This is a genomic window from Paenibacillus sp. FSL H8-0317, from assembly GCF_045040685.1.
Classification (GTDB): Bacteria; Bacillota; Bacilli; order Paenibacillales; family Paenibacillaceae; genus Paenibacillus.
Genome location: NZ_CP150294.1, coordinates 4,906,997 through 4,927,963, shown reverse-complemented (window position 1 = coordinate 4,927,963; position 20,967 = coordinate 4,906,997). Strand labels below are relative to the sequence as shown.

Here is a 20,967-nt window from a genome sequence, read left to right as displayed (position 1 = left end):
ATAATTTATTTCAATAAAATTACTTGGAGCAAAGGATGGAGGACCAGATGACAAAACAACAAATTGGCGTAATTGGCCTGGCTGTCATGGGCAAAAATTTGGCCCTTAACATTGAAAGCAAAGGTTTCTCAGTATCGGTATTTAACCGTTCCCCGGAGAAAACCAATGATCTTCTGAAAGAAGCTGAGGGTAAAAACCTGACAGGCTCATTCTCCATTGAAGAGTTCGTAGCATCCCTGGAATCCCCGCGCAAAATTTTGATCATGGTACAAGCTGGTAAAGCAACCGACGCTACCATTGAACAACTGCTTCCTCACCTGGATGAGGGCGACATCATCATTGACGGAGGGAACGCATACTTCCCTGACACGCAACGTCGCAGCAAAGAGTTGGAAGACAAAGGCATTCGTTTCATCGGTACAGGTGTATCCGGTGGTGAAGAAGGCGCACTGAAAGGCCCTTCCATCATGCCAGGTGGACAGGAAAGTGCTTATAAACTGGTTGAACCGATCCTGACGGCGATCTCGGCCAAAGTCGGTGACGATCCATGTTGTACATATATTGGACCTGATGGTGCCGGACACTATGTGAAAATGGTGCATAACGGTATCGAGTACGGAGATATGCAGTTGATTGGTGAAGCATACCACTTGCTCAAATCCGTATTGAACGTTTCTGTTGAAGAGCTTCACGCGATCTTTACAGAATGGAATCAAGGAGAGCTGGATAGTTACCTGATCGAAATCACAGCAGATATCTTCTCCAAATACGATCCAGAAACGGGCAAACCAATGGTTGACGTCATTCTGGACGCGGCTGGTCAAAAAGGAACAGGGAAATGGACAAGCCAAAGCGCGCTGGATCTCGGCGTACCATTGTCCATGATTACGGAATCCGTATTCTCCCGTTTCCTGTCTGCCATGAAGGACGAGCGTGTAGCAGCTAGCAAAATCCTGAATGGACCAGCGACTGAAGCATTCTCTGGCGACAAAAAAGCGTTCATTGAGAGCGTGCGTAAAGCCCTCTTCGCAAGTAAAATCGTATCCTACGCACAAGGATTTGCACAAATGCGTGCAGCTTCCGATGAGTATGGCTGGGATCTGAAATACGGCAACATTGCCATGATCTTCCGTGGCGGTTGCATCATCCGTTCGCAGTTCCTGCAAAACATCAAGGAAGCTTATGATAAAGACGCAGCTCTGAAAAACTTGCTCTTGGATCCGTACTTCCAAAACATCGTTGAGTCTTATCAAGACGCATGGCGTGAAGTTGTAGCGGCTGCTGTAAAACAAGGTGTTCCGGTACCTGGCTTCTCCAGCGCTCTTTCTTACTACGACAGCTACCGTACAGAGCGTCTGCCAGCCAACTTGCTGCAAGCACAACGTGACTACTTCGGTGCTCACACGTTCAAACGTGTGGACAAAGAAGGCAGCTTCCACCACAACTGGATGGAGTAGTACCACATATACAAGGTCTATTAGATTTGGCTAGTGCCCCTTTAAGTGGCAGGTTTGGCCTGCTAAGGGGCTCAAAAGAGGTTTGGCGTTCCGGTGATTGCCGGTCAACGCTGGGCCTCTTTTTTTACTGTGTTATACAGTAATAATGTTGATAAAGAAGATATGTAGCTGATTCTAGACCTAATGAACAGGAGACACTCTATTTTGGCAAAATGAGCCGGTTCTATTTTTTAACGAACTCAGAAGGCACTATTTCGATAATTCATAGCGAGATGTCGAGGTTTTGACGGTGATTTTTGGAAATAAGTTTACTCAGATTCTTAAGAAGTTTAACTGCGCCTATTTACCGTAAATAAGCTCATTGGAGTTCGTTAGGTTAATAGTTGGTCACTGATTGAGACGTTTGGGGGCTCAAAACTGCTTGAGGGTGATCTGACGTAGGCTTAGATGCCGGAAGTTACTTGATCTGTCTTGGAAGGTTGCGGAAGGTCGAAAAGAAGTCGGTCAGGAGATGGTCTTTCCCAGTCCGCAGGGCTGTGTTATGATAGGACAAAAGTGCTCACGAATTGCTTGAATTAAAGGAGTGTACACCTTGAGCAAGTCTAACAATATTATTCTCATCGGCATGATGGGAACCGGCAAATCAACCGTCGCTGACATGCTTGCACGTGAGCTTGGTTATCGATTGATTGATGTAGACGCCGCGGTGGAAAAAGAGGAAGGCTGTACGATTCCAGAATTGTTCACTGGCAAGGGAGAGACGTATTTCCGTGATGCCGAGAGCCGCATGTTGTGCTCGATGCTGGAGAAGAAGTCACAGGTCATAGCGACCGGAGGTGGCGTGGTGCTGCGTTCGGATAATTGTGACGTGATGCTGAAGAATGGTTGGGTTGTTGCCTTGACTGCTGATCCGGCAGTGATTGTAGAGCGTGTTAGTGGCTGTGACAACCGTCCACTTCTCGCAGGCAATGCAGAGGAACGCATTCAGGCAATTATGGAAGAACGGAAAGACGCATATCGGTTCGCACATTATACGGTGGATACAACCGAGTTATCCGCTGCCGAAGTGACTCGTTTAATTTTAGCGCATTACCGCGTCTAAGCTTGTTATCATCGAAGTTTGATGGTTGATAGGTGGTGGCAGATATAACAAAACGGGCCATATAGGCCCGTTTCTAGGAGTGGAGCAGAACAGAAGTCACAAGGTTACAAATGACTTCGCTTCTCTCCGGGTTTCTCTAGTCTTCCTGTTGCCACTGAAGCATACCGCCGACCATGTTTGTACAGCCTTCATATCCCAGTTGTTGCAGATATTCACAGGCACGCTCACTGCGGTAACCGCTACGACAGATAATCACGATCTCGCCTGATTTCTCAATCTCAGACAGTCGGTCCGGAATCTGTCCAAGCGGAATATGCTTGGCTCCTTCGATCATGCCTTGCGCGACTTCATCGTCCTCGCGGACGTCTATCATCTGCAGCTTCTCTCCCGCCTGTAAACGGCGGCGCAGCTCAGACGTTTCAATTTCAGCTATTTGTGTCATATTCAGGTCCTCTTTTCTGTATGGACTTAACGCTATAATGATACCCAAGCGATGCACGGAATGTCAATTTGGCCACAATATAATCAACGAAGGAGAATTTCATCCATGGACGTTATTGTTAAACCAACCCCCACTCTGAACGGGGAAATCGGGGCTCTGTCCTCCAAAAACTACACTACCCGCTATTTGCTGGCTGCTGCACTGGCAGAAGGCACAAGTACCATTCATTTCCCGGCACACAGTGAAGACAGTGACGCCATGCGCAGATGTATTCGCGATCTGGGGGCAGTACTTGAAGAAGACGACAGCAAGATTGTGATCCAGGGCTTTGGCAGTCATCCCCGTGATGTGCGTGAATTGAATGTTGGGAATGCGGGTGCTGTACTTCGTTTCCTGATGGGCGTTACAGCGCTCTGCCCTGAAGTTACTTTTGTGAATACGTACCCGGATTCACTGGGCAAACGCCCCCATGATGACCTGATCGATGCGCTTGGTCAATTGGGTGTAGAAGTACAACATGAACAAGGACGCCTGCCGATTACAATCAAGGGTGGCAATGCCAAGGGTGGACACATTCGTGTATCCGGCTCCGTCAGCTCCCAATATCTGAGTGCATTGTTGTTTGTAACTCCGTTGCTTGCAGAAGACAGCACCATTGAAGTACTGAATGACCTGAAGTCCAAGGTCGTTATCGGACAGACGCTGGAAGTGTTGGAGCAGGCAGGCATCGTTATCCATGCAAGTGATGATTACATGTCCTTCCGTGTACCAGGTGGACAGGCTTACCAGCCGACGACCTACACGGTTCAAGGGGACTACCCGGGCTCGGCAGCCGTTCTTGCCGCAGCTGCGGTTACACAGTCTGATGTGAAAATTCTGCGACTGATGGAGCAGAGCAAACAGGGTGAACGTGCCATCGTTGACGTTCTGCGCATGATGGAAGTGCCTTTGACACATGAGAACGATGTCGTACACGTTCAAGGTAATGGCAGACTGAAAGCGATTGAATTCGATGGGGATGCCGCGACGGATGCCGTTTTGGCTATGGTAGCCGCAGCTGTGTTTGCGGAAGGCACGTCACGGTTCTATAATGTAGAGAACCTGCGTTACAAGGAATGTGACCGAATCACCGATTACTTGAACGAACTGCGGAAGGCAGGAGCGAACGTTGAAGAGCGTCAAGCTGAGATTATTGTACACGGACGTCCGGAAGGCGTTGAAGGCGGCGTGGAGATTAATGCTCACTACGATCATCGTGTAATTATGGCGCTAACTGTCGTTGGTCTGCGTTCCAAGGAGCCGCTTCGTATTCGGGATGCACACCATGTAGCCAAGTCTTATCCGCAATATTTCGATCATTTGCAGGCGCTTGGCGCCTCGGTTCAATGGGTAAAAGAGTAAAATAACTGAAACCTGTCTTTTGAACACGCACTTTAATCAGAAAAGGATGGTGCTTGAACATGGAATTTAACAACCCTACTCGTGAAGAAATTGGGCAACTTTTGCGCAAGGCAGGCAACATCGCAGTCGTCGGCTTATCAGACAAATCAGATCGCACTTCCTATATGGTGGCAGAAGCCATGCAGAGCAGAGGTTATCGCATTATCCCGGTTAATCCACAGGCGCAAGGTGAAATCCTAGGCGAGACGGTATATGCCACACTCGCGGATATTCCAGAGCCGGTAGACATTGTCAATGTGTTTCGTCGCGAAGAGTTTTGCGCGGAAGTCGCTCGTGACGCCGCTGCCATCAAAGCTAATGTGCTGTGGCTGCAGCTTGGCATCCATAGTGATGAAGCGGTCCAGATTGCTGCAGAGAACGGCATGACAGCGGTAACGAATCGTTGTATCAAGGTAGAAGATTCCATCGTTCTGCGCGGCGCTGGACGCGGCTGAGAGGCTCGTTCACCTAAGATCGGTTGATCTCCTGATCTGACCCAATTGAATGAACATAGGATGAATCCCGTTAACTTGAAGTTGACGGGATTTTTTCTGTTCTATTTTTGCCATTATTAATTACCAATTGGTTACTGTTTTGCTTTGACAAAACGTTGCGTAAAGCTTACCATCTAGGATAGAAAGGAGAGGTCGCCATGAATTGGCTCGGATCCTTGCAGCAGCTCGGACGAGCGGTAATGCTGCCTACAATGGTCCTGCCCGCCGCCGCAATTTTGCTCAGTGTTGGCAGTCTGCCTTGGGACGCCTGGGGATTGGATATTGTCGGTGAAGTGTCTACCGTGGCCGGACACGGTATTTTTTATTTCTTACCGTATTTGTTCGCTGTCGGTGTAGCACTGGGACTCTCCAACCAGGCCGGACAAGCGGGACTTGCTGCTCTGGCTGGTATCGTGATATATGATCAGGTGACTCGGAACTTCGGGGATGGCACCGTTCAGCCCGCTTCCTTAATCGGAATCATACTCGGCGCGCTTGCCGGTGGGATGCATAATCGGTTTAAAAGCATTAAACTGCCTGAAATTTTACAGTTTTTTGGAGGTTCAAGGTTTGTTTTGCTCATCGTCGGACTTTGTTCGGCATTGTTTTCCTGTTTTATGTTATGGCTCGCTCCGATCCTACAGCATGGATTGAACGGCATTGCCACTTGGGAATACAGTCTCGGGGGTTTTGGACTGTTCATTTACGGGGTGTTATACAGGGTGCTGGTCGCTTTTGGGCTTCATCACCTGCTTAACAATGTGTTTTGGTTCCAGTTAGGGACGTTTGAAACGCCTGATGGTAACATTGTGCAAGGGGATTTGCCCCGATTTTTTGCAGGTGACCCAACAGCAGGATTCTTTATGGCAGGTTTGTTTCCCATCATGATGTTTGCCATTCCGGCGATAGCCTTTGCTATTATTCAGGAAGCCAGGGAAGATCTGAAACCGAAAATCAAGAAAACTTTTCTGACATCGGCACTCGTTTGTTTTCTAACCGGGGTATCGGAACAGATTGAGTTTGCTTTTTTGTTCGCGGCTCCTTATCTGTTCATCGTGCATGCAGTGATGTCCGGCGTTGCCATGTGGATTAGTTACTGGCTGGATATCCGGCATGGATTCTCTTACTCCGCAGGTATTATTGATTACATACTCAATTTCCATCTATCGGAGAATGCGTGGAAGCTCATTCCGATTGGCATACTATATGGGCTGCTTTACTACTTCCTGTTCCGATGGGCGATTCGTACGTTCAAGATTCCAACACCAGGACGTGAAGAGGGCTCCATGCTGGAAGATTGGGTAGGTAACATTCCTTATCAGGCACCTTTAATCCTCGAAGCATTGGGTGGGAAGAGTAACATTGTACAGGTTGAAGCATGTATTACACGTCTTCGCCTTACTGTGCATGATGACCGGCTGATCGACACGGGTGCCATGAAGAGTATGGGGTCCGCAGGACTGATCAAGCTGGGTGGCGGTAACGTACAGGTGGTATTCGGGACCTACTCGGAATTGATTCGGGAAGAAATCGCGAAGTTGCTGGAAAGAGATCTGCAACAGGTTCTGTTCTGTGCCCCCGTTCAGGGCAAAATGCTCCCGATTGAAGAGGTACCTGATCAGATTTTTGCAGCCAAGCTTGTCGGTGATGGTGTAGCCTTTGTTCCGGAAAAGGGAGAGCTGGTCTCACCCGTGTACGGAACGATTATGCACTTGTACCCGACCATGCATGCCTTGGGTATTTCTACCCGTGAGGGGCTTGAGGTATTACTGCATATCGGCATCGATACCTCTCAGTTGAAAGGCCATTTTGAAGCTTTTGTTCAGGAGGGCGATACGGTGGAGCCAGGGCAGTTGTTGATCAAGTTTGATCTGGCAGTACTCCGCGAGCAAGCGGCATCACTAACAACACCCATGGTAATTACGAATCCGGATCGTGTAAAATCATGGAGTTTTGCTCCATTTAAGCAAGTTAAGAAAGGTCAGGCATCCGTTATGTCCGTGGTGCTCTATGACAGGAACGTTGGAGGGGTAGAATGAAGATACAAGGCATCAACGGAGCTGCAGGCATAGCCATCGGCAAAGCATTTGTCCTGCCCAGTTGGGAATGGGATCTGCCGGATCAAAAGATGGATTCGGTGGATCTTGCCCAAGAGTTCGAACGGCTGTATGAGGGCATACGGACATCAAAGGATGAGATCGAATATATCAAAAATGAGTTCAAGGAAGTTGTTGGTCCAGAGGAGTCCAGTATCTTTGATGCACATCTGGCCATCTTGGAAGATCCGGTATTCATGAACGAAATTCGCGGCATTATCGAGCGTCAATATAAGGCAGCAGAAGTGGCGGTCAAAGAAGCCATTGACCACTTTGTCACGATGTTTGACTTGCTGGAAGACGAGTATATGAAGGAGCGGGCCATTGACATCAAGGATGTGGGTAACCGTCTGCTCAAGCATTTGCTCGGTGCACCGGAGATTACACTTCCTTCGGATACCCAGCCGTATGTGCTCGTTGCCAAAGAATTATCGCCATCCCAACTGGCACATCTGAATCCGACCCATGTGCTAGGCATTGTAACCTTGATTGGCGGGAAAACATCACATTCCGCGATTATGGCTCGTGCCCTTGGCATTCCTCTCGTTTCCGGTCTGGAAGCGAGTCTTGGCATGCCGGTAGAGACAGGAGATATGCTTGTCGTGGATGGTGACAATGGCTTGGTATTTACGGACCCGGATCGTAAGACGATTGAACGGTATACGATGCTTCGCAGCAAACAACTGAAGAAAAAGGAACAACTTCAAGTCCTTGCTACCGTGGATGCTGTAACCAAAGATGGGGCTGTTTTGCACTTGGCTTCCAATATCAGTTCGGTGAAAGAATTGGACCTTGCTTTGAAACAAGGAGCCAAAGGTGTGGGCTTGTTCCGAACAGAATTCTTGTACATGGACCGTGCGACTTTCCCGGGTGAGCAAGAACAGTATGAGGTATACCGTCTTGTGGCAGAGAAAACAGCAGGACAATCCGTTGTTATTCGTACACTGGATATCGGTGGTGACAAGCAACTCGATTACTTTGAACTGCCGGAGGAAGACAATCCGTTTCTGGGTTACCGAGCTATTCGGATTAGTCTCGATCGCAAGGATCTGTTCAAAACACAGCTTACAGCCATTCTCCGTGCCAGCGCTGCCGGAAATGTCAAAATCATGTACCCGATGATCTCTTCGGTGGAAGAACTTCAGCAGGCCAATGAGATTCTCCGTGAGGCGATGGCCGATCTGGACGAGCGCGGATTAGCATACGACCCTCACATTCAGGTGGGAATTATGATTGAAGTTCCTGCAGCGGTGATGATTGCTGATCTGCTCGCAGAGGAAGCTGATTTCTTCAGTATTGGTACGAACGACCTGGTTCAATATGTACTGGCAGTAGATCGAATGAATGAGCAGATTGCTCATATGTATCACCCCTATCATCCGGCTGTTCTGCGGATGCTTCGTGCGACAGCAGATGCGGCTCATACGGCTGGAATTGATGTCAGTGTGTGCGGAGAGATGGCAGGGGACGAACGTGCCATTCCGCTTTGGTTGGAGCTTGGCATTCGCCACTTGAGTATGTCTCCGCAATCCCTGTTACGTGTGAAGCACAGAGTGCTGAACACAACAGCATCGGCCGCCAAAGAAGAAGCGCGAAAGTGCTTCGCCTTACGGACCAGCGGAGATATTGAGGAGCGACTGCAAGTCTTTAATGACTCCACGGGAAGTCCAGATGAACAAAGTGGATCGAACGCATCATAATTGGGTGAAATGGATATAAATACCTTTAAGTTAATGTATTTACATTTGTGATAATTATGTATTGGACACCTTGTTATATAAAATAACCCCACTGTGCATGAGAGCACAATGGGGTTGTTTTTATTTGTCAGCGAGTGCATCACAGAATGCCTTGCCATAAGGGGGAAGGTCAGGCGGACGACGTGCTGAGATGATATGTCCATCAACAACAACGGCTTCATCTTTCCAGATCGCACCTGCATTTTCCATGTCATCGCGAATGCCTGGTGTAGAGGTTACTGTAACCCCGTCCAGAATTTTGGCAGAAATCAGCACCCAGCCCGCATGACAGATCTGTCCAATCGGTTTCCGGTCTGCATTCATTTCCTTCACAAGCTCCAGTACTTTCGGATAACGACGCAGCTTGTCTGGCGCCCAGCCGCCTGGCACGAGAATGCCATCGTAATCTGAACTGTCGAGTTCATCGAAACTGTATTCGGCTTCAGCAGGCACACCGTATTTGCCAATATAGGTTTTTCCTTTTTTCTCTCCAGCAAGATGCACTTCTGCACCTTCTTCACGAACCCGATGTACAGGGTACCACAATTCCAAATCCTCGAATTCTTCATCGACCAGAGCGATGACTTTTTTACCGGTTAATCTCATGTCCATCTCTCCTTTTTGCGGTGATTAGGTCTGTTGCGTCTTTAATTGTAACAGATTCTCCAAGGGACTTCATGGAAGTGCATATTCAGTTTGGAGGAAGCGATTACAAGTCAGTAACTGCCTGCATTCGACAACCTTCATCTGGTGGGAGTGGTAATTTGTGCAACCTTTCGTTTATAGCAGGATTTGAGCCGAAATAGGTCGAATGGTACTTATATAGAGTATAGAACGAATGAGGTGATGGTTGTGCGCAAGTCGTGCAGATGTGGACATGTAATGGAGTTGGAATTAAGAACAGTGGTATACGCCAAAAAAGTGGAGATTCGAAACGTACCCGTATTTGCGTGTACAGACTGTGTATCATACGAAGTGCTTCCGCCGGTCAAGCCGGACTTAACAGAATGCATAAGCACATTGGGTGAACAGCCCGTGAAGCAAGACGTATCTTTTGGTGAACGTAATGAACTGGCAGACGTGTTTCATGAGCTACTGCTGGCCTGGCCGGATGCGACCGATCGGGAGATGGAATATCGAATGCAGCAAGCAGTGGAGGAGCGTATCAATCTGCTGCTGGACATTATGGGTTACGCAACGAAGTCTGGTGATGCAGCGTGGATTGAGACCACGGAGCGCAGATTAAGTCAATTATCCGGATTTGTGTGGCAGGAGTACTTCTCAAATGCTGTCTAATTTTGACGTGTAAAATGCTTGTTTTCATGAAAATTGGCTTTTTCGCGCACTTTTTGTTAAGATATCGAAGAGTGAAAACGCTCAACATAGCGGTATTCCTGGTAAAGGGGGATGTATATCTAATGGCTGACATGACTAAAATGACAAGTATTGAACAGCTAAACTCCGCAGTGGAGGCTACCAAGGATCAACCCTTGCTTCTGTTTAAGCATAGTACGCGCTGTCCGATCAGCTCGAATGCTTATCAGGAGATGAACGATTATTTGCTTAACAATGCCAATGAACAAGTGAAATATGGCATCATCTATGTTGTGGAAGATCGCCCGGTATCGAATGAAGCAGCAGAAAAGCTGGGTGTTAAGCACGAATCTCCACAGGCAATCCTGATCAAAAAGGGAATTCCTGTATGGCATACTTCCCATTCAGATATTACTAGAACCACACTTGCGAATGTTTTGAGTGAGTCCTAAAGCCTATTTTAATTGATTAATGCAAAAATTTGTCGTAATATAAATCTTAATGAAAATGGTATGAAAATTTACTGGTAATGGAGAGAAGTACTGTGACGGTAACCATTTATGATGTGGCACGTGAAGCTGGAGTGTCTATGGCAACGGTATCACGGGTAGTTAATAATAACCCTAATGTCAAACCGCAAACGCGGAAAAAAGTATATGAAGCCATCGAACGGTTGGGATATCGTCCGAATGCGGTAGCCAGAGGTCTGGCAAGCAAGAAGACAACCACGGTCGGGGTTGTTATTCCAGATATTTCGAACTCCACCTTCGCGGAGATTGCCCGCGGAATTGAAGATATTGCGAATATGTATCACTACAATATTATTTTGTGTAATGCAGATAAGAAGAAAGAAAAAGAAATTCGTGTTATTAACACGTTGCTCGAAAAACAAGTAGACGGACTGCTCTTCATGGGTGGAACAGTAACGGACGAACACATTCAGGCGTTCCAGTCTGCGGCTGTGCCGATCGTACTTTGTGCAACGAGTGATGAGAAGGGCTCATTCCCTTCAGTGGATATTGATCATGAGGCTGCTGCGTTTGACGCGGTAAACACCCTGATTCGTCATGGACACAAGGAAATTGCGATGATCAGTGGTACGCTGCAAGATCCAGCGAATGGATATGCACGTTTCCAAGGTTACAAGAAAGCACTGGAAGCAGCAGGCATGGAATACCAGGAGGATCTGGTACGTATCGGTAACTATCGTTATGAATCCGGTGTGGAAGCGATGAAATATTTCCTCGGACTGAAGAAGAAGCCGTCGGCGATTTTTGCTGCAACAGATGAAATGGCGATTGGTGCCATTCACAGCATTCAGGATGAAGGCCTGAAAGTACCGGATGATTTCTCCATTATTAGTGTGGATAACATCCGTATGGCTTCCATGGTGCGTCCTCAGTTGACAACAGTGGCTCAGCCAATGTACGACCTTGGCGCAGTAGCGATGCGTTTGCTGACCAAGTTGATGAAAAAAGAAAATGTGGAGAACCCACGGGTTATTTTGCCGCATGAAACAATTCTTCGTCTGTCTGTAAGTCACGCAGATGTAGTTTAATCGGGATTATATACAGATATATTAAGGGAGAAGTCCTTATTCTCTCTACATAGTGGACATGCGAAAGCTCCGGAGACGGAGCTTTTGTGCTGAATGAGGCTAAAAGTGAAAATAGGAGGTATCAGAAGATGCGTGAAACGATTGGTATCATCGGAGCGATGGATGAGGAAGTTGAGCTTTTGCTGGCAGGTATGAAGCAGCTTGAGACGGTCAAACAAACCGGTATAACATACGTTGCCGGGGAGTGGCTGGGCAAGCAAATTGTCGTGTGCAAATCCGGCGTAGGTAAAGTAAATGCAGCGGTTACAACGCAGATCTTGATTGATCGTTTTCAGGTTAATCGGATTATCTTCACAGGTGTTGCGGGTGCAGTTAACCCCGAACTGAACATCGGAGATATGGTTATATCGTCTGTATGTGTTCAGCACGACATGGATGTAACGCCACTGGGGTTTGCACGCGGGGTTATTCCTTACCAGGAGACATCTGCATTCCCTGCCGAGGCTTCGCTTATTACACTGGCTGAAGAAGCATGTAAAGCTCAGGGAGCCAATTACCTGATCGGTAAAGTGTTATCTGGAGATCAATTTATTGCGAATAAAGATACGGTTAAGATGTTATATACTGAAATGGACGGTGCATGTGCCGAGATGGAAGGGGCAGCAGTTGCTCAGGTCTGTTACATGAATCGAGTACCATTTGTTGTCCTGCGTGGGATGTCAGATAAAGCGGATGGTTCAGCGCTTGTTAACTTTGCTGAATTTACCGTGGAATCTTCGCAGCGTTCACACCGTATTGTGGAGCACATGTTAGAAAATATGTAATGGCAGTAACTTGAAAACCGCCTTTCGATTAGCTGTTCCATGAAGTATGGAGCAACGCTGCGAGAGGCGGTTTTTATTATGTATATCGTTTGTCGAACAGATCATCAAATTAGTACATGAACCGATGGCGGAAGCGTACACGATCAAACTGTTCTTCTGATGTGATGGGCACCTTACTTCCGATACGTACCATCAAACAGTTCGCAGGATGTGAACAGATTTCGGGGTCGTCTGTTGCATACCAGGTCATGTCGATCGTTTCCATCAGCCTCTCCATCATTTTACGATAATCCCATACGTTTAGTCCGCTGCCCTTCAGATCCCAATGCCAATAATATTCTGTGGTGAAAATAATGTAGTTCTCCATGTATTTATCTTCCAGAGCAGTAAGCAACATCTCACGTCCAATGCCAAGCGAGCGATAGTCGTCCGCAACTTCGATTGCCCCAAGCTCAATCAGATCAGTCATGTTGCCCTCAGACCAGCGTTCACAATCATCCGCATAGTGAAAGGTTACATAACCGATAATCGTTTCATTTTCGTGTGCAATGATAATTCGACCTTCAGGCAATGATGCAATCTCTGCGAGAGCTTCCTGCTGCTCCGTTGGGCGCCGAAAGGCATCCAGATCCGGATGGAAGGCAAGACGGGTTATCTCCTCGGCCTGCACGGGACCTTCAACAGTAATTCGGTGGCCGGACTTGAAGATGGAACGCATATGATGTTCTTTGATATGTTCCATGGTTCATGCTCCTCTCTCTCCTACTTATAGAGGTTGTTCCAAAAGGAACGCTATAGCAAAAATCCAAAAAATTGAAAAGCCATAGACGACAATTGAAAAGATTTGCTATAATTGCGTAGACAAAAAATGTTCACAATTCAATACAGTATAGTTAACATCTGTTTGGCCGAGCAAGTACATGATGAGAAGTTCTCTCTACTAATGTAAGCGCTAACTGGAAGTTCAGTCAACACAAAGGCAATGAGGATTGACCCCTAACGGGAATCGAAATGTCGAGTTGAAGGAGGCTGGCAAGCATGAGTCAAGCACATGGTGAGATGCTGCAAACGGTTGTGTCCGAATCTAACCTGGGCGATTACACGGAGGCGAGAAGCCGGTTCGATTGGGAATCGGTGGAAAGGCACTTTACGTGGCACGCCAGCGGAAAAGTAAACATGGCGCATGAAGCGATTGATCGTCATGTGCTGGAAGGAAGAGGCGGGAAAACCGCTTTATTGTATAGCGATGCTTCACGTGAAGAGGCCTATACTTTTGCTGATCTGAGCGAACAGTCGAGTCGGTTCGGGAACGTTCTCCGCAAATATGGCATAGCCAAAGGGGAACGGGTGTTTATTTTTATGCCTCGAAGTCCTGAGCTGTATTTTAGTCTTCTGGGCATATTGAAAGCTGGAGCCATCGCGGGTCCGTTGTTCGAAGCTTTTATGGAAACGGCAGTGAAGGATCGGCTGGAGGATAGCGGAGCAGTAGCACTCGTCACCACTCCGGAATTGCTAAAACGCATCAAACGTTCCGAATTGCCCCAACTCAAACATATATTTATTGTGGGTGGGGGCGCGCAGACTGAGGAAGGACTCATCGATTTTGATGCAGAGATGTCTGCCGCTTCGGATGAGATGGAAGTAGAGTGGCTGAATCGTGAGGATGGTTTGCTTATTCATTATACCTCAGGCTCTACGGGTAAACCCAAAGGGGTGTACCATGTTCAAAATGCCATGATTCAGCACTATTATACAGGTAAGGTTGTTCTGGATTTACGTGAGGATGATGTGTACTGGTGTACTGCTGACCCTGGTTGGGTGACAGGCACCTCTTACGGTATCTTTGCTCCATGGCTCAACGGAGTAACCAATGTGATACGAGGCGGTCGTTTCAGTCCTCAAGATTGGTACAGCACCATCCAGAAGAACAAAGTCACGATCTGGTACAGTGCACCAACGGCCTTCCGTATGCTGATGGGAGCGGGAGAAGAGACCATAGCCCAGTTTGATCTGAGCAGTCTGCGTCATGTCATGTCTGTTGGTGAACCGCTCAATCCGGAGGTTGTTCGTTGGGGATGGAAAGCCTATGGTCAGCGAATTCATGATACATGGTGGATGACGGAAACAGGTGCACAGCTGATCTGTAACTATCCCGGAATGCCAATCAAGCCTGGCTCCATGGGACGTCCGTTGCCTGGAATCGAAGCAGCCATTATTGATGATCGCGGGCAGGAATTGCCGCCGTACAGTATGGGTAATCTGGCCATACGGACACCTTGGCCATCCATGATGGCGAAGATCTGGAATAACCCTGCGAAATACGAGGAGTATTTCAGGCTTACGGGTTGGTATGTATCCGGTGACTCCGCTTATATGGATGAAGAAGGGTATTTCTGGTTCCAGGGACGGATTGATGATGTGATTAATTCGTCAGGGGAGCGTATCGGCCCCTTTGAAGTGGAGAGCAAGCTCGTGGAGCATCCTGCGGTAGCAGAGGCGGGCGTAATTGGTAAGCCGGATGTGACACGTGGGGAGATCATCAAGGCCTTTGTGGCGCTTCGTGAAGGATATGAGGCGACACCGGAGCTAAAAGAAGAGATCTATCGTTTTGTCAAAGAGGGCCTGTCTGCCCACGCTGCTCCGCGTGAGATTGAGTTTAAGGATAAACTGCCCAAGACACGTTCCGGCAAGATCATGCGCCGTGTCCTGAAAGCCTGGGAGCTTGATCTGCCAACAGGAGATCTATCCACCATTGAAGACTAACGCGACAGTGCTAGGATCATCAATGTGGCGCTATCGATACCGATACATTGAGTAGTGGGGAAGAAGTTAATATTCTGCGGTTCCAAATACAGTGACTCTACCCATTAAAATGGATTATAAAAGCCTGTTTTATGCCAATGGCATGAAGCAGGCTTTTTGGCTTACTGTAAATACAAATAAAAAGCCGCACACTCAGATACAGTCTGAGGATGCGGCTTGTTTTGGAAAGCTATGCCTTAATTAGGGTTGAAAATGTATGGCTGCAGAAGGTTCGGATTCACCCGCACTATTGCTGGCAGATACCTTGAACCATCCACTGGTGGATGCGGGTACTCCATAATCCATGGTATTTCCCGCTGTTGTTCCAATTTTGGTGTAAGGAGCTGAGCCTGTTTCACTGTAATATACAGCATAACTATCTGCGTTTGGACTGGATGCCCATTGAATACGCAGTCCTTGAGAGAGGGCAGATACGCTGACTTGACCAGGTGTGCCTGGGGCTGTCGTTGTTGTATTATCGGTCTGCGTTTCTCCTGGTGTAATGACTGTACCTGGAACTTCAATTGGCTCATTAATCTCTTCTTCCACAGGAGGAGCTACACCAGCACTATTTACTGTAGCGCTAGGAGCAGACTCTCTACCGGCAACATCCACTGCCGTTACATAGAAGGCAAAGTTACCGCCTTGCGCAGCATATGCAGAGAATGATCTGGATTCACCGGCCAAGACAACCTGACCCTGGTTCTGGAATCCTCCACCGTTTACCGAACGGTACAGACGATAACCCACGACATCATTTTCAGGTGTGGCATTAAATGTAATGACTGCTCTGTCACCCGAGGTTGAGATCCGTACGTTGCCTGGTGCATCAGGAGCTTTGCCGTTATCTGTTCTTGGATCAATCTGTGTTGGCATGTCTGCATCCGCATCTTCAGGAAGATAATAAGCGAGTGATTCATGTCGACTCATACGTGAGAATGCATTTTGCAATTCTTTGATGAGATCCGAGATTGGCTTTTTGCGCTTGATTACTGTTTTTTCCTTCAACATGTCCGAAGGTGTTCCGTCACGCGGAATATAGTTTACGCCATTGTAAGTGATGTACCTGGCTTTGGCTACACCGTCATCGCTGTCCTTCGGAACAAACTTGCTGTTGAAAATATCCGTAACAAATTTATCAGTCATGGATGTTGGCAACTTGCCACTGTATGCAGACACCGTGCGCGTTTCGATGCCAGATGGTTTTTTGAACGAATCCGTGACGAACAGATCTTTTTGCGTATCGATCACTTCGTTCAGGATTTTCGACCACAGTTGCTGCGCACGTTTTCTCTGTGATTTACTTTCCAGCGTATTCACCGGCTGTTTGTATCCAACCCACACGCCAAGTGTGACATCTGGTGTATAACCTTCAAACCAGACATCTGCGTAGTTTTGAGTGGAACCCGTTTTACCTACGATTGGCACACTCTTTGAATATTTGTAATTTTCACGTACTTTATCTGCCGTTCCTTCTGTAATAACGGTCCGCAGCATATCGGTCATCAGGTATGCTGTCTGCTCCGAGAAGGCTTGGACAGGTTCAGTATCATGTTTATAAACGATGTTGCCTTTGGAATCTACAATTTTGCTAATCATGTAAGAATCATTATATACACCCTTATTGGCGATAGCACCATAGGCACTGGTTAATTCTTCAACGGTTACACCGTATTGGAGACCTCCGAGAACACCAGTCTGAGCCTGATAGTCTTCCTTCTGGATGGTGGTAATCCCCAGTTTCTTGGCGAAGGTCCAAGCTTTCTCGATCCCTACTTCTTCATTAAACAACTTCAGAGCTGGTATATTGAGAGAATAATTCAGTGCTCTGCGGGCAGTGACCAGTCCCTGATACCGATTGTTGGCATTCTTGGCGATGTGGTAGCCGCTCGGACCATTTTTGAGAATGATCGGTGAGTCATCAATAATAGAAGCAGGTTGGACAAGACCCTCATCCAGAGCTGGCAGATAAGCTGCAATAGGTTTCATCGTTGAACCTGGCTGACGTATCATCTGCGTTGCGTAGTTCATCTGTTCGTCCTGGAAATCCCGGCCCTCAATCATTCCAAGAATAGCACCGGTTTTGTGATTAATCAGCATGGCAGCAGTTTGTTCTTTTCCTTTGACAGGATCATCTGCTGAGAAATTGCTGTCATCTTCCGCAATGGTACGCATCGTTTTGTAGATACTTTTGTTGATGGTCGTGTATATACGATATCCACCTGTCCGCAGTTGCGTCTGAGCTTCCTCTAATAGTGCACTGCTTTCCTTCTGAGGTGTGGCTGCATCCGTAGCTTTGTCTGTAGATTCAGCTGTGTCGGAATTCAACTGTTTCATCAAAATCTGTGCAGCTTGTCGTTCCGTTTCCATCATAAGATATGGATAAGTGTTGTAAGCCTTGATGGTCTTCGGAGCGAGAGAGCTTTTGATATCAAAAGCAAGAGCTTTGTCATACTCGGACTGATTGATTTTGCCCAGTTCAAGCATACGGCGCAGTACCAGATGCTGACGGTTGATTGCGCGGTCAAAATTCTCCTCTACAAAATCACCTTTACCGTTAAAAGCGGAGTAAGAGGAGGGGAGTTGTGGCAATCCAGCAAGATAAGCAGCTTGAGCGATGTTGATTTTTTCTAGATCATTAATATTGAACAATCCTTTGGCGGCCGCTTTGATTCCGTAAACGTTGTATCCGCTGGAACCATTACCAAAAGGAACTTTGTTCAGATAGGCTGTCATGATCTCGTCTTTGGTCAGGAAACGTTCGAGTCGGAGTGAGAGCAAAATTTCTTTCACTTTCCGATCTTCCGTGCGATCCAGATTCAAAAACACACGACGCGCCAATTGCTGAGTCAGTGTACTACCGCCGGTTTGTACTGATTCTTTCAGCACTTTCTGTTTCACGGCACGTAGTGTTCCGCTCATGTCTACACCTTTATGTTCGTAAAAATGATTGTCTTCAATCGAAATGACAGCATCAATAACCTTCTGTGGGATCTGGTCCGTAGTGACCGGACGCCTGTCTTCTTCCGTACGTAATTGACCGATCGGACTGCCGTCGGCAAAGTAAGCAAAGCCTGTGATGGAGTTTTCGCTGACTTTTTGTTCAATCAGGGCCCTTGAACGGACAGGCTCGTCTTTCACAATGGAACTGACGTATCCCATCAAAGCACCGCCTACAAATAGTGCCCCCATAAATCCTAGGACAACCATCCATTTGACGAAACTTCCCAGTCTGCGGGCAAAGCTGCGTTTGCGTACAGGCTGTTCATCGGGCTTTTTCTTATTAACATCAACCATTCAGTGTCTTCCTCCTTTTAACAGCACTTATTATAGCATAAAAAGGCGGGTTTGCATGCCTGAGAAATACAAGTAATGGTCGAAATTTGCCATTCTGCCATGCATTATGCTATATATCATGCGATATTGAAGCACATTTCATGAGTTGTAAGCCAAAATAAGCAGGCCACCTCCATGCTGAGGTGCACAGGGTGACCTGAATGATGTGTCGTAATGGAGGTCTTCTACATTAGGTTTTGAATCGTTGAATCAGTTCTAATAGTTCCTGGGTAAGATTAGCCAGTGAGGCAGATGCCGCCGTAATCTCTTCCATGGATGCGAGTTGTTCCTCAGAGGCGGAGGCAACACGAGTTGCATGATCTGCCGTCTCATGACCAATGGTTTTGAGTTGCACTAACGTGGCATCCACCTGCTGTGATCCAGCTGACATCTGCTGCGCAATGGCTGATACATGCTCAATCTGCTCATTAACATCTGTGATCTGTGATGAAATGGAGAGGAATAGTTCACCACTTTCATTAATCACTTCCGCTATATGGCTAACCTCGGCATTCCCCTGTTCCATATTTTCAACGAGAGAAAGGACCTCTTGCTGAACACTATGAATTAACGCTGCAATCTGCGCTGCCGATATTCTGGATTGTTCAGCCAGATTACGAATCTCGGAAGCAACAACACCAAAGCCGCGCCCATGTTCACCTGCTCGTGATGCTTCAATGGAAGCGTTAAGGGCAAGAAGATTGGTTTGTCGGCTAACTTCTGTGATCATGCCTGTAATATGGCCAATCTCTTCCGAACGTTGACGGAAATTCTCCAGTGCGGTCATGGACGTCTGCACAGAAGAGGTGGCACTATCGACCATACGCATGGCGGACTGAATCTTATCGGTTCCGACAGTTGTTCGCTCAGCCACAGCTCGCGATGAATCCGATACATCGGAGGCGGCCTTTGCAATTCTTCCGATCCCTGCAGATATTGCATTCATGGAACGGGAGGACTCTTGCAGCTCCTGCACCTGTTTACCTGCTTTATCTGCAACTTCGACTCCTGTTAATGCAATCAGTTCGGCTGCTTTACCTGTTTCTTCGGCACCTGCGGTCAATTGTTGAGAAGTAGAGCCGACAGATAAAGCATGTTCGGATATAACCGATATGGTATGCCGCAGTGTATCCATCATCTGATTCATATGACCCGCCATGACGCCAAATTCATCTTTGGATCGTACAGGTAACTTTTGTGTCAAATCCCCGCCAGCCAGCTGTCCAGCGACGATATTAACTTGATTCAACTGCCTTACAATGGAGACGATAGTGTAGGTAACCACACTTGCAAGCAGAAGGACAGCCAGTGCGGCAATCAGAATGGACCAGTTCAAGCTGTCATAGAAGGGTTGAAGGATATGGCTCTTTGGCAGCGCCGATACAAGGTACCAGTTTGAATCCGTTCCTTGTAACCTGGCGGGCTCGGCAATAAATAGTTCTTCCCCTACTTCAGGGTCAGTGGCGTAAAACTGAGACTCGCCAGATTGTATACGCTGAATAATTGTCTTCATTTCAGATGGAATTACGGCTCCTTCATTAGCCAGTTCCGGTTTGGAGCCGTGTGCAGCAATCTGTCCTTCACTAGTAATCAGCATGGCATAACCCTGATCCGGATTAAGTGATGCTATATTTTGCTGAAAGCGATCAATGGTAAAGTCGGCCCCAACAATGCCCAGAAAAGTTTTGTTTTCATCTAATAGAGGGAGGACAATCGAAACGAGCAGTGTTTCTTTTCCGCCAACTGTATAGGTAACTGGCTCGGACCAATAGATGGATTTGGTTTTCTTCGGCTGTTGATAGTATGTACTAGTTTCACTGTTTCCCTCATAGGTAGTCAGAGGCTCAAAATGCAGGGAGTTACCGTCCCGTATGGCGTAGGGGATGAAGCGGCCTGTAGCATCATCATAGTCATTTTTATTCACGTGATCCGCATCGTTTCCATCAAAGGCATTTGGTTCCCAGCCCGTATAAAAGCCAAAAACTTTCTCGTCCTTTTTCAGATACTGTTCAAGGAGTCTAACGACTTCTTCGCGGTTGAGAGACCCGTTCTGAGCGGCATCCAATAACGTGGTGCTCATGGTGTCCAATGTGTTTTTGACCTGATTAATGTCTGTCATAAACTCATTCGTAGCCCGGTTTGCTGCTTGTCCAGCAACAGTTTCGCCGTACTGGAGGCTTTTGTCGTAAATGGATTTGGTATTAAATGCAATCAGGGCTCCAATACAACAGAGTAATACGATCCCGAGTAAAAGTCCAAGCTTAACAGCGAGCTTGCGATTGCGAAAAAAATGCATGTTTTAATCCCCCTCGATGTCATTCTTGTGATGTATATATGGATGTGTGCTTCTCCTGAAGGGAGTC

Annotated in this window: 16 protein-coding genes; 11 read left to right on the top strand and 5 right to left on the bottom strand. The window is 47.3% G+C overall.

Features of this window, described 5'->3' with window-relative positions:
- The first annotated feature begins 47 nt into the window (after positions 1–47).
- Both gndA and MHB43_RS22065 read left to right on the top strand, forming a co-directional pair.
- Entirely contained in the window at positions 48–1,457 is a 1,410-nt protein-coding gene (gene gndA / locus MHB43_RS22070) for an NADP-dependent phosphogluconate dehydrogenase (RefSeq protein ID WP_237174432.1), read from the top strand.
- Between the two features lie 592 nt (positions 1,458–2,049).
- On the top strand, positions 2,050–2,559 hold the full coding sequence (locus MHB43_RS22065) for a shikimate kinase (RefSeq protein ID WP_223868845.1): 510 nt from the start codon (positions 2,050–2,052) through the stop codon (positions 2,557–2,559).
- Between the two features lie 136 nt (positions 2,560–2,695).
- Here the strand turns inward: MHB43_RS22065 and MHB43_RS22060 are convergent, their stop codons facing one another.
- The gene (locus tag MHB43_RS22060; RefSeq protein ID WP_017687407.1) at positions 2,696–3,001 is read right to left on the bottom strand and encodes a rhodanese-like domain-containing protein; all 306 of its coding nucleotides are present in this window, start codon (positions 2,999–3,001) and stop codon (positions 2,696–2,698) included.
- A 105-nt stretch (positions 3,002–3,106) separates the two neighbouring features.
- Between MHB43_RS22060 and aroA the strand changes: the two genes are divergently transcribed.
- The 4 genes from aroA (at position 3,107) to ptsP (ending at position 8,731) form a co-directional block, all read left to right on the top strand.
- Positions 3,107–4,402: a 3-phosphoshikimate 1-carboxyvinyltransferase gene (gene aroA, locus MHB43_RS22055; protein WP_145151207.1), complete on the top strand. Its 1,296-nt coding sequence runs from the start codon at positions 3,107–3,109 to the stop codon at positions 4,400–4,402.
- 59 nt (positions 4,403–4,461) lie between these two features.
- Positions 4,462–4,896 (top strand): CoA-binding protein, encoded by a 435-nt coding sequence (locus MHB43_RS22050; RefSeq protein WP_221825360.1) that lies wholly within the window; start codon positions 4,462–4,464, stop codon positions 4,894–4,896.
- A 197-nt stretch (positions 4,897–5,093) separates the two neighbouring features.
- Positions 5,094–6,974, top strand: coding sequence for a glucose PTS transporter subunit IIA (locus MHB43_RS22045; protein ID WP_221825358.1), 1,881 nt, complete (start codon positions 5,094–5,096; stop codon positions 6,972–6,974).
- A complete protein-coding gene (gene ptsP, locus MHB43_RS22040; protein WP_237174436.1) occupies positions 6,971–8,731 on the top strand; it encodes a phosphoenolpyruvate--protein phosphotransferase in 1,761 nt (586 codons plus the stop codon). The genes MHB43_RS22045 and ptsP overlap by 4 nt, the downstream gene beginning before the upstream one ends.
- A 120-nt stretch (positions 8,732–8,851) precedes the next feature.
- Here the strand turns inward: ptsP and MHB43_RS22035 are convergent, their stop codons facing one another.
- Positions 8,852–9,376 carry a type 1 glutamine amidotransferase domain-containing protein gene (locus tag MHB43_RS22035; RefSeq protein WP_036674874.1) on the bottom strand — a complete coding sequence of 175 codons (525 nt, stop codon included), beginning with the start codon at positions 9,374–9,376 and terminating at the stop codon, positions 8,852–8,854.
- A gap of 276 nt (positions 9,377–9,652) precedes the next feature.
- Between MHB43_RS22035 and MHB43_RS22030 the strand changes: the two genes are divergently transcribed.
- The 4 genes from MHB43_RS22030 to MHB43_RS22015 all read left to right on the top strand — a co-directional run bounded on the left by MHB43_RS22030 (position 9,653) and on the right by MHB43_RS22015 (position 12,466).
- Positions 9,653–10,066: a hypothetical protein gene (locus MHB43_RS22030; RefSeq protein ID WP_221825352.1), complete on the top strand. Its 414-nt coding sequence runs from the start codon at positions 9,653–9,655 to the stop codon at positions 10,064–10,066.
- Between the two features lie 122 nt (positions 10,067–10,188).
- Positions 10,189–10,536 carry a bacillithiol system redox-active protein YtxJ gene (gene ytxJ / locus MHB43_RS22025; RefSeq protein WP_405117983.1) on the top strand — a complete coding sequence of 116 codons (348 nt, stop codon included), beginning with the start codon at positions 10,189–10,191 and terminating at the stop codon, positions 10,534–10,536.
- 92 nt (positions 10,537–10,628) lie between these two features.
- Entirely contained in the window at positions 10,629–11,642 is a 1,014-nt protein-coding gene (ccpA, locus tag MHB43_RS22020) for a catabolite control protein A (RefSeq protein WP_169481547.1), read from the top strand.
- 128 nt (positions 11,643–11,770) lie between these two features.
- Positions 11,771–12,466 carry a 5'-methylthioadenosine/adenosylhomocysteine nucleosidase gene (locus MHB43_RS22015; RefSeq protein WP_405117982.1) on the top strand — a complete coding sequence of 232 codons (696 nt, stop codon included), beginning with the start codon at positions 11,771–11,773 and terminating at the stop codon, positions 12,464–12,466.
- A gap of 109 nt (positions 12,467–12,575) precedes the next feature.
- On the opposite strand, the gene MHB43_RS22010 is transcribed toward MHB43_RS22015, so the two are convergent.
- A complete protein-coding gene (locus tag MHB43_RS22010; RefSeq protein WP_405117981.1) occupies positions 12,576–13,208 on the bottom strand; it encodes a GNAT family N-acetyltransferase in 633 nt (210 codons plus the stop codon).
- Between the two features lie 296 nt (positions 13,209–13,504).
- Between MHB43_RS22010 and acsA the strand changes: the two genes are divergently transcribed.
- Positions 13,505–15,229 carry an acetate--CoA ligase gene (gene acsA / locus MHB43_RS22005; RefSeq protein WP_405117980.1) on the top strand — a complete coding sequence of 575 codons (1,725 nt, stop codon included), beginning with the start codon at positions 13,505–13,507 and terminating at the stop codon, positions 15,227–15,229.
- 240 nt (positions 15,230–15,469) lie between these two features.
- On the opposite strand, the gene MHB43_RS22000 is transcribed toward acsA, so the two are convergent.
- On the bottom strand, positions 15,470–18,565 hold the full coding sequence (locus tag MHB43_RS22000; RefSeq protein ID WP_405117979.1) for a transglycosylase domain-containing protein: 3,096 nt from the start codon (positions 18,563–18,565) through the stop codon (positions 15,470–15,472).
- Between the two features lie 229 nt (positions 18,566–18,794).
- Positions 18,795–20,900: a methyl-accepting chemotaxis protein gene (locus MHB43_RS21995; protein ID WP_405117978.1), complete on the bottom strand. Its 2,106-nt coding sequence runs from the start codon at positions 20,898–20,900 to the stop codon at positions 18,795–18,797.
- Positions 20,901–20,967 lie beyond the last annotated feature (67 nt).

Coding starts and splice junctions, on each gene's coding strand:
- MHB43_RS22045 (WP_221825358.1), top strand. CDS start 5,094: ATGAATTGGCTCGGATCCTTGCAGCAGCTCGGACGAGCGGTAATGCTG.
- MHB43_RS22060 (WP_017687407.1), bottom strand. CDS start 3,001: ATGACACAAATAGCTGAAATTGAAACGTCTGAGCTGCGCCGCCGTTTA.
- MHB43_RS22010 (WP_405117981.1), bottom strand. CDS start 13,208: ATGGAACATATCAAAGAACATCATATGCGTTCCATCTTCAAGTCCGGC.
- ytxJ (WP_405117983.1), top strand. CDS start 10,189: ATGGCTGACATGACTAAAATGACAAGTATTGAACAGCTAAACTCCGCA.
- MHB43_RS22050 (WP_221825360.1), top strand. CDS start 4,462: ATGGAATTTAACAACCCTACTCGTGAAGAAATTGGGCAACTTTTGCGC.
- acsA (WP_405117980.1), top strand. CDS start 13,505: ATGAGTCAAGCACATGGTGAGATGCTGCAAACGGTTGTGTCCGAATCT.
- MHB43_RS21995 (WP_405117978.1), bottom strand. CDS start 20,900: ATGCATTTTTTTCGCAATCGCAAGCTCGCTGTTAAGCTTGGACTTTTA.
- ptsP (WP_237174436.1), top strand. CDS start 6,971: ATGAAGATACAAGGCATCAACGGAGCTGCAGGCATAGCCATCGGCAAA.
- MHB43_RS22030 (WP_221825352.1), top strand. CDS start 9,653: ATGGAGTTGGAATTAAGAACAGTGGTATACGCCAAAAAAGTGGAGATT.
- aroA (WP_145151207.1), top strand. CDS start 3,107: ATGGACGTTATTGTTAAACCAACCCCCACTCTGAACGGGGAAATCGGG.
- MHB43_RS22035 (WP_036674874.1), bottom strand. CDS start 9,376: ATGAGATTAACCGGTAAAAAAGTCATCGCTCTGGTCGATGAAGAATTC.
- MHB43_RS22000 (WP_405117979.1), bottom strand. CDS start 18,565: ATGGTTGATGTTAATAAGAAAAAGCCCGATGAACAGCCTGTACGCAAA.
- gndA (WP_237174432.1), top strand. CDS start 48: ATGACAAAACAACAAATTGGCGTAATTGGCCTGGCTGTCATGGGCAAA.
- MHB43_RS22015 (WP_405117982.1), top strand. CDS start 11,771: ATGCGTGAAACGATTGGTATCATCGGAGCGATGGATGAGGAAGTTGAG.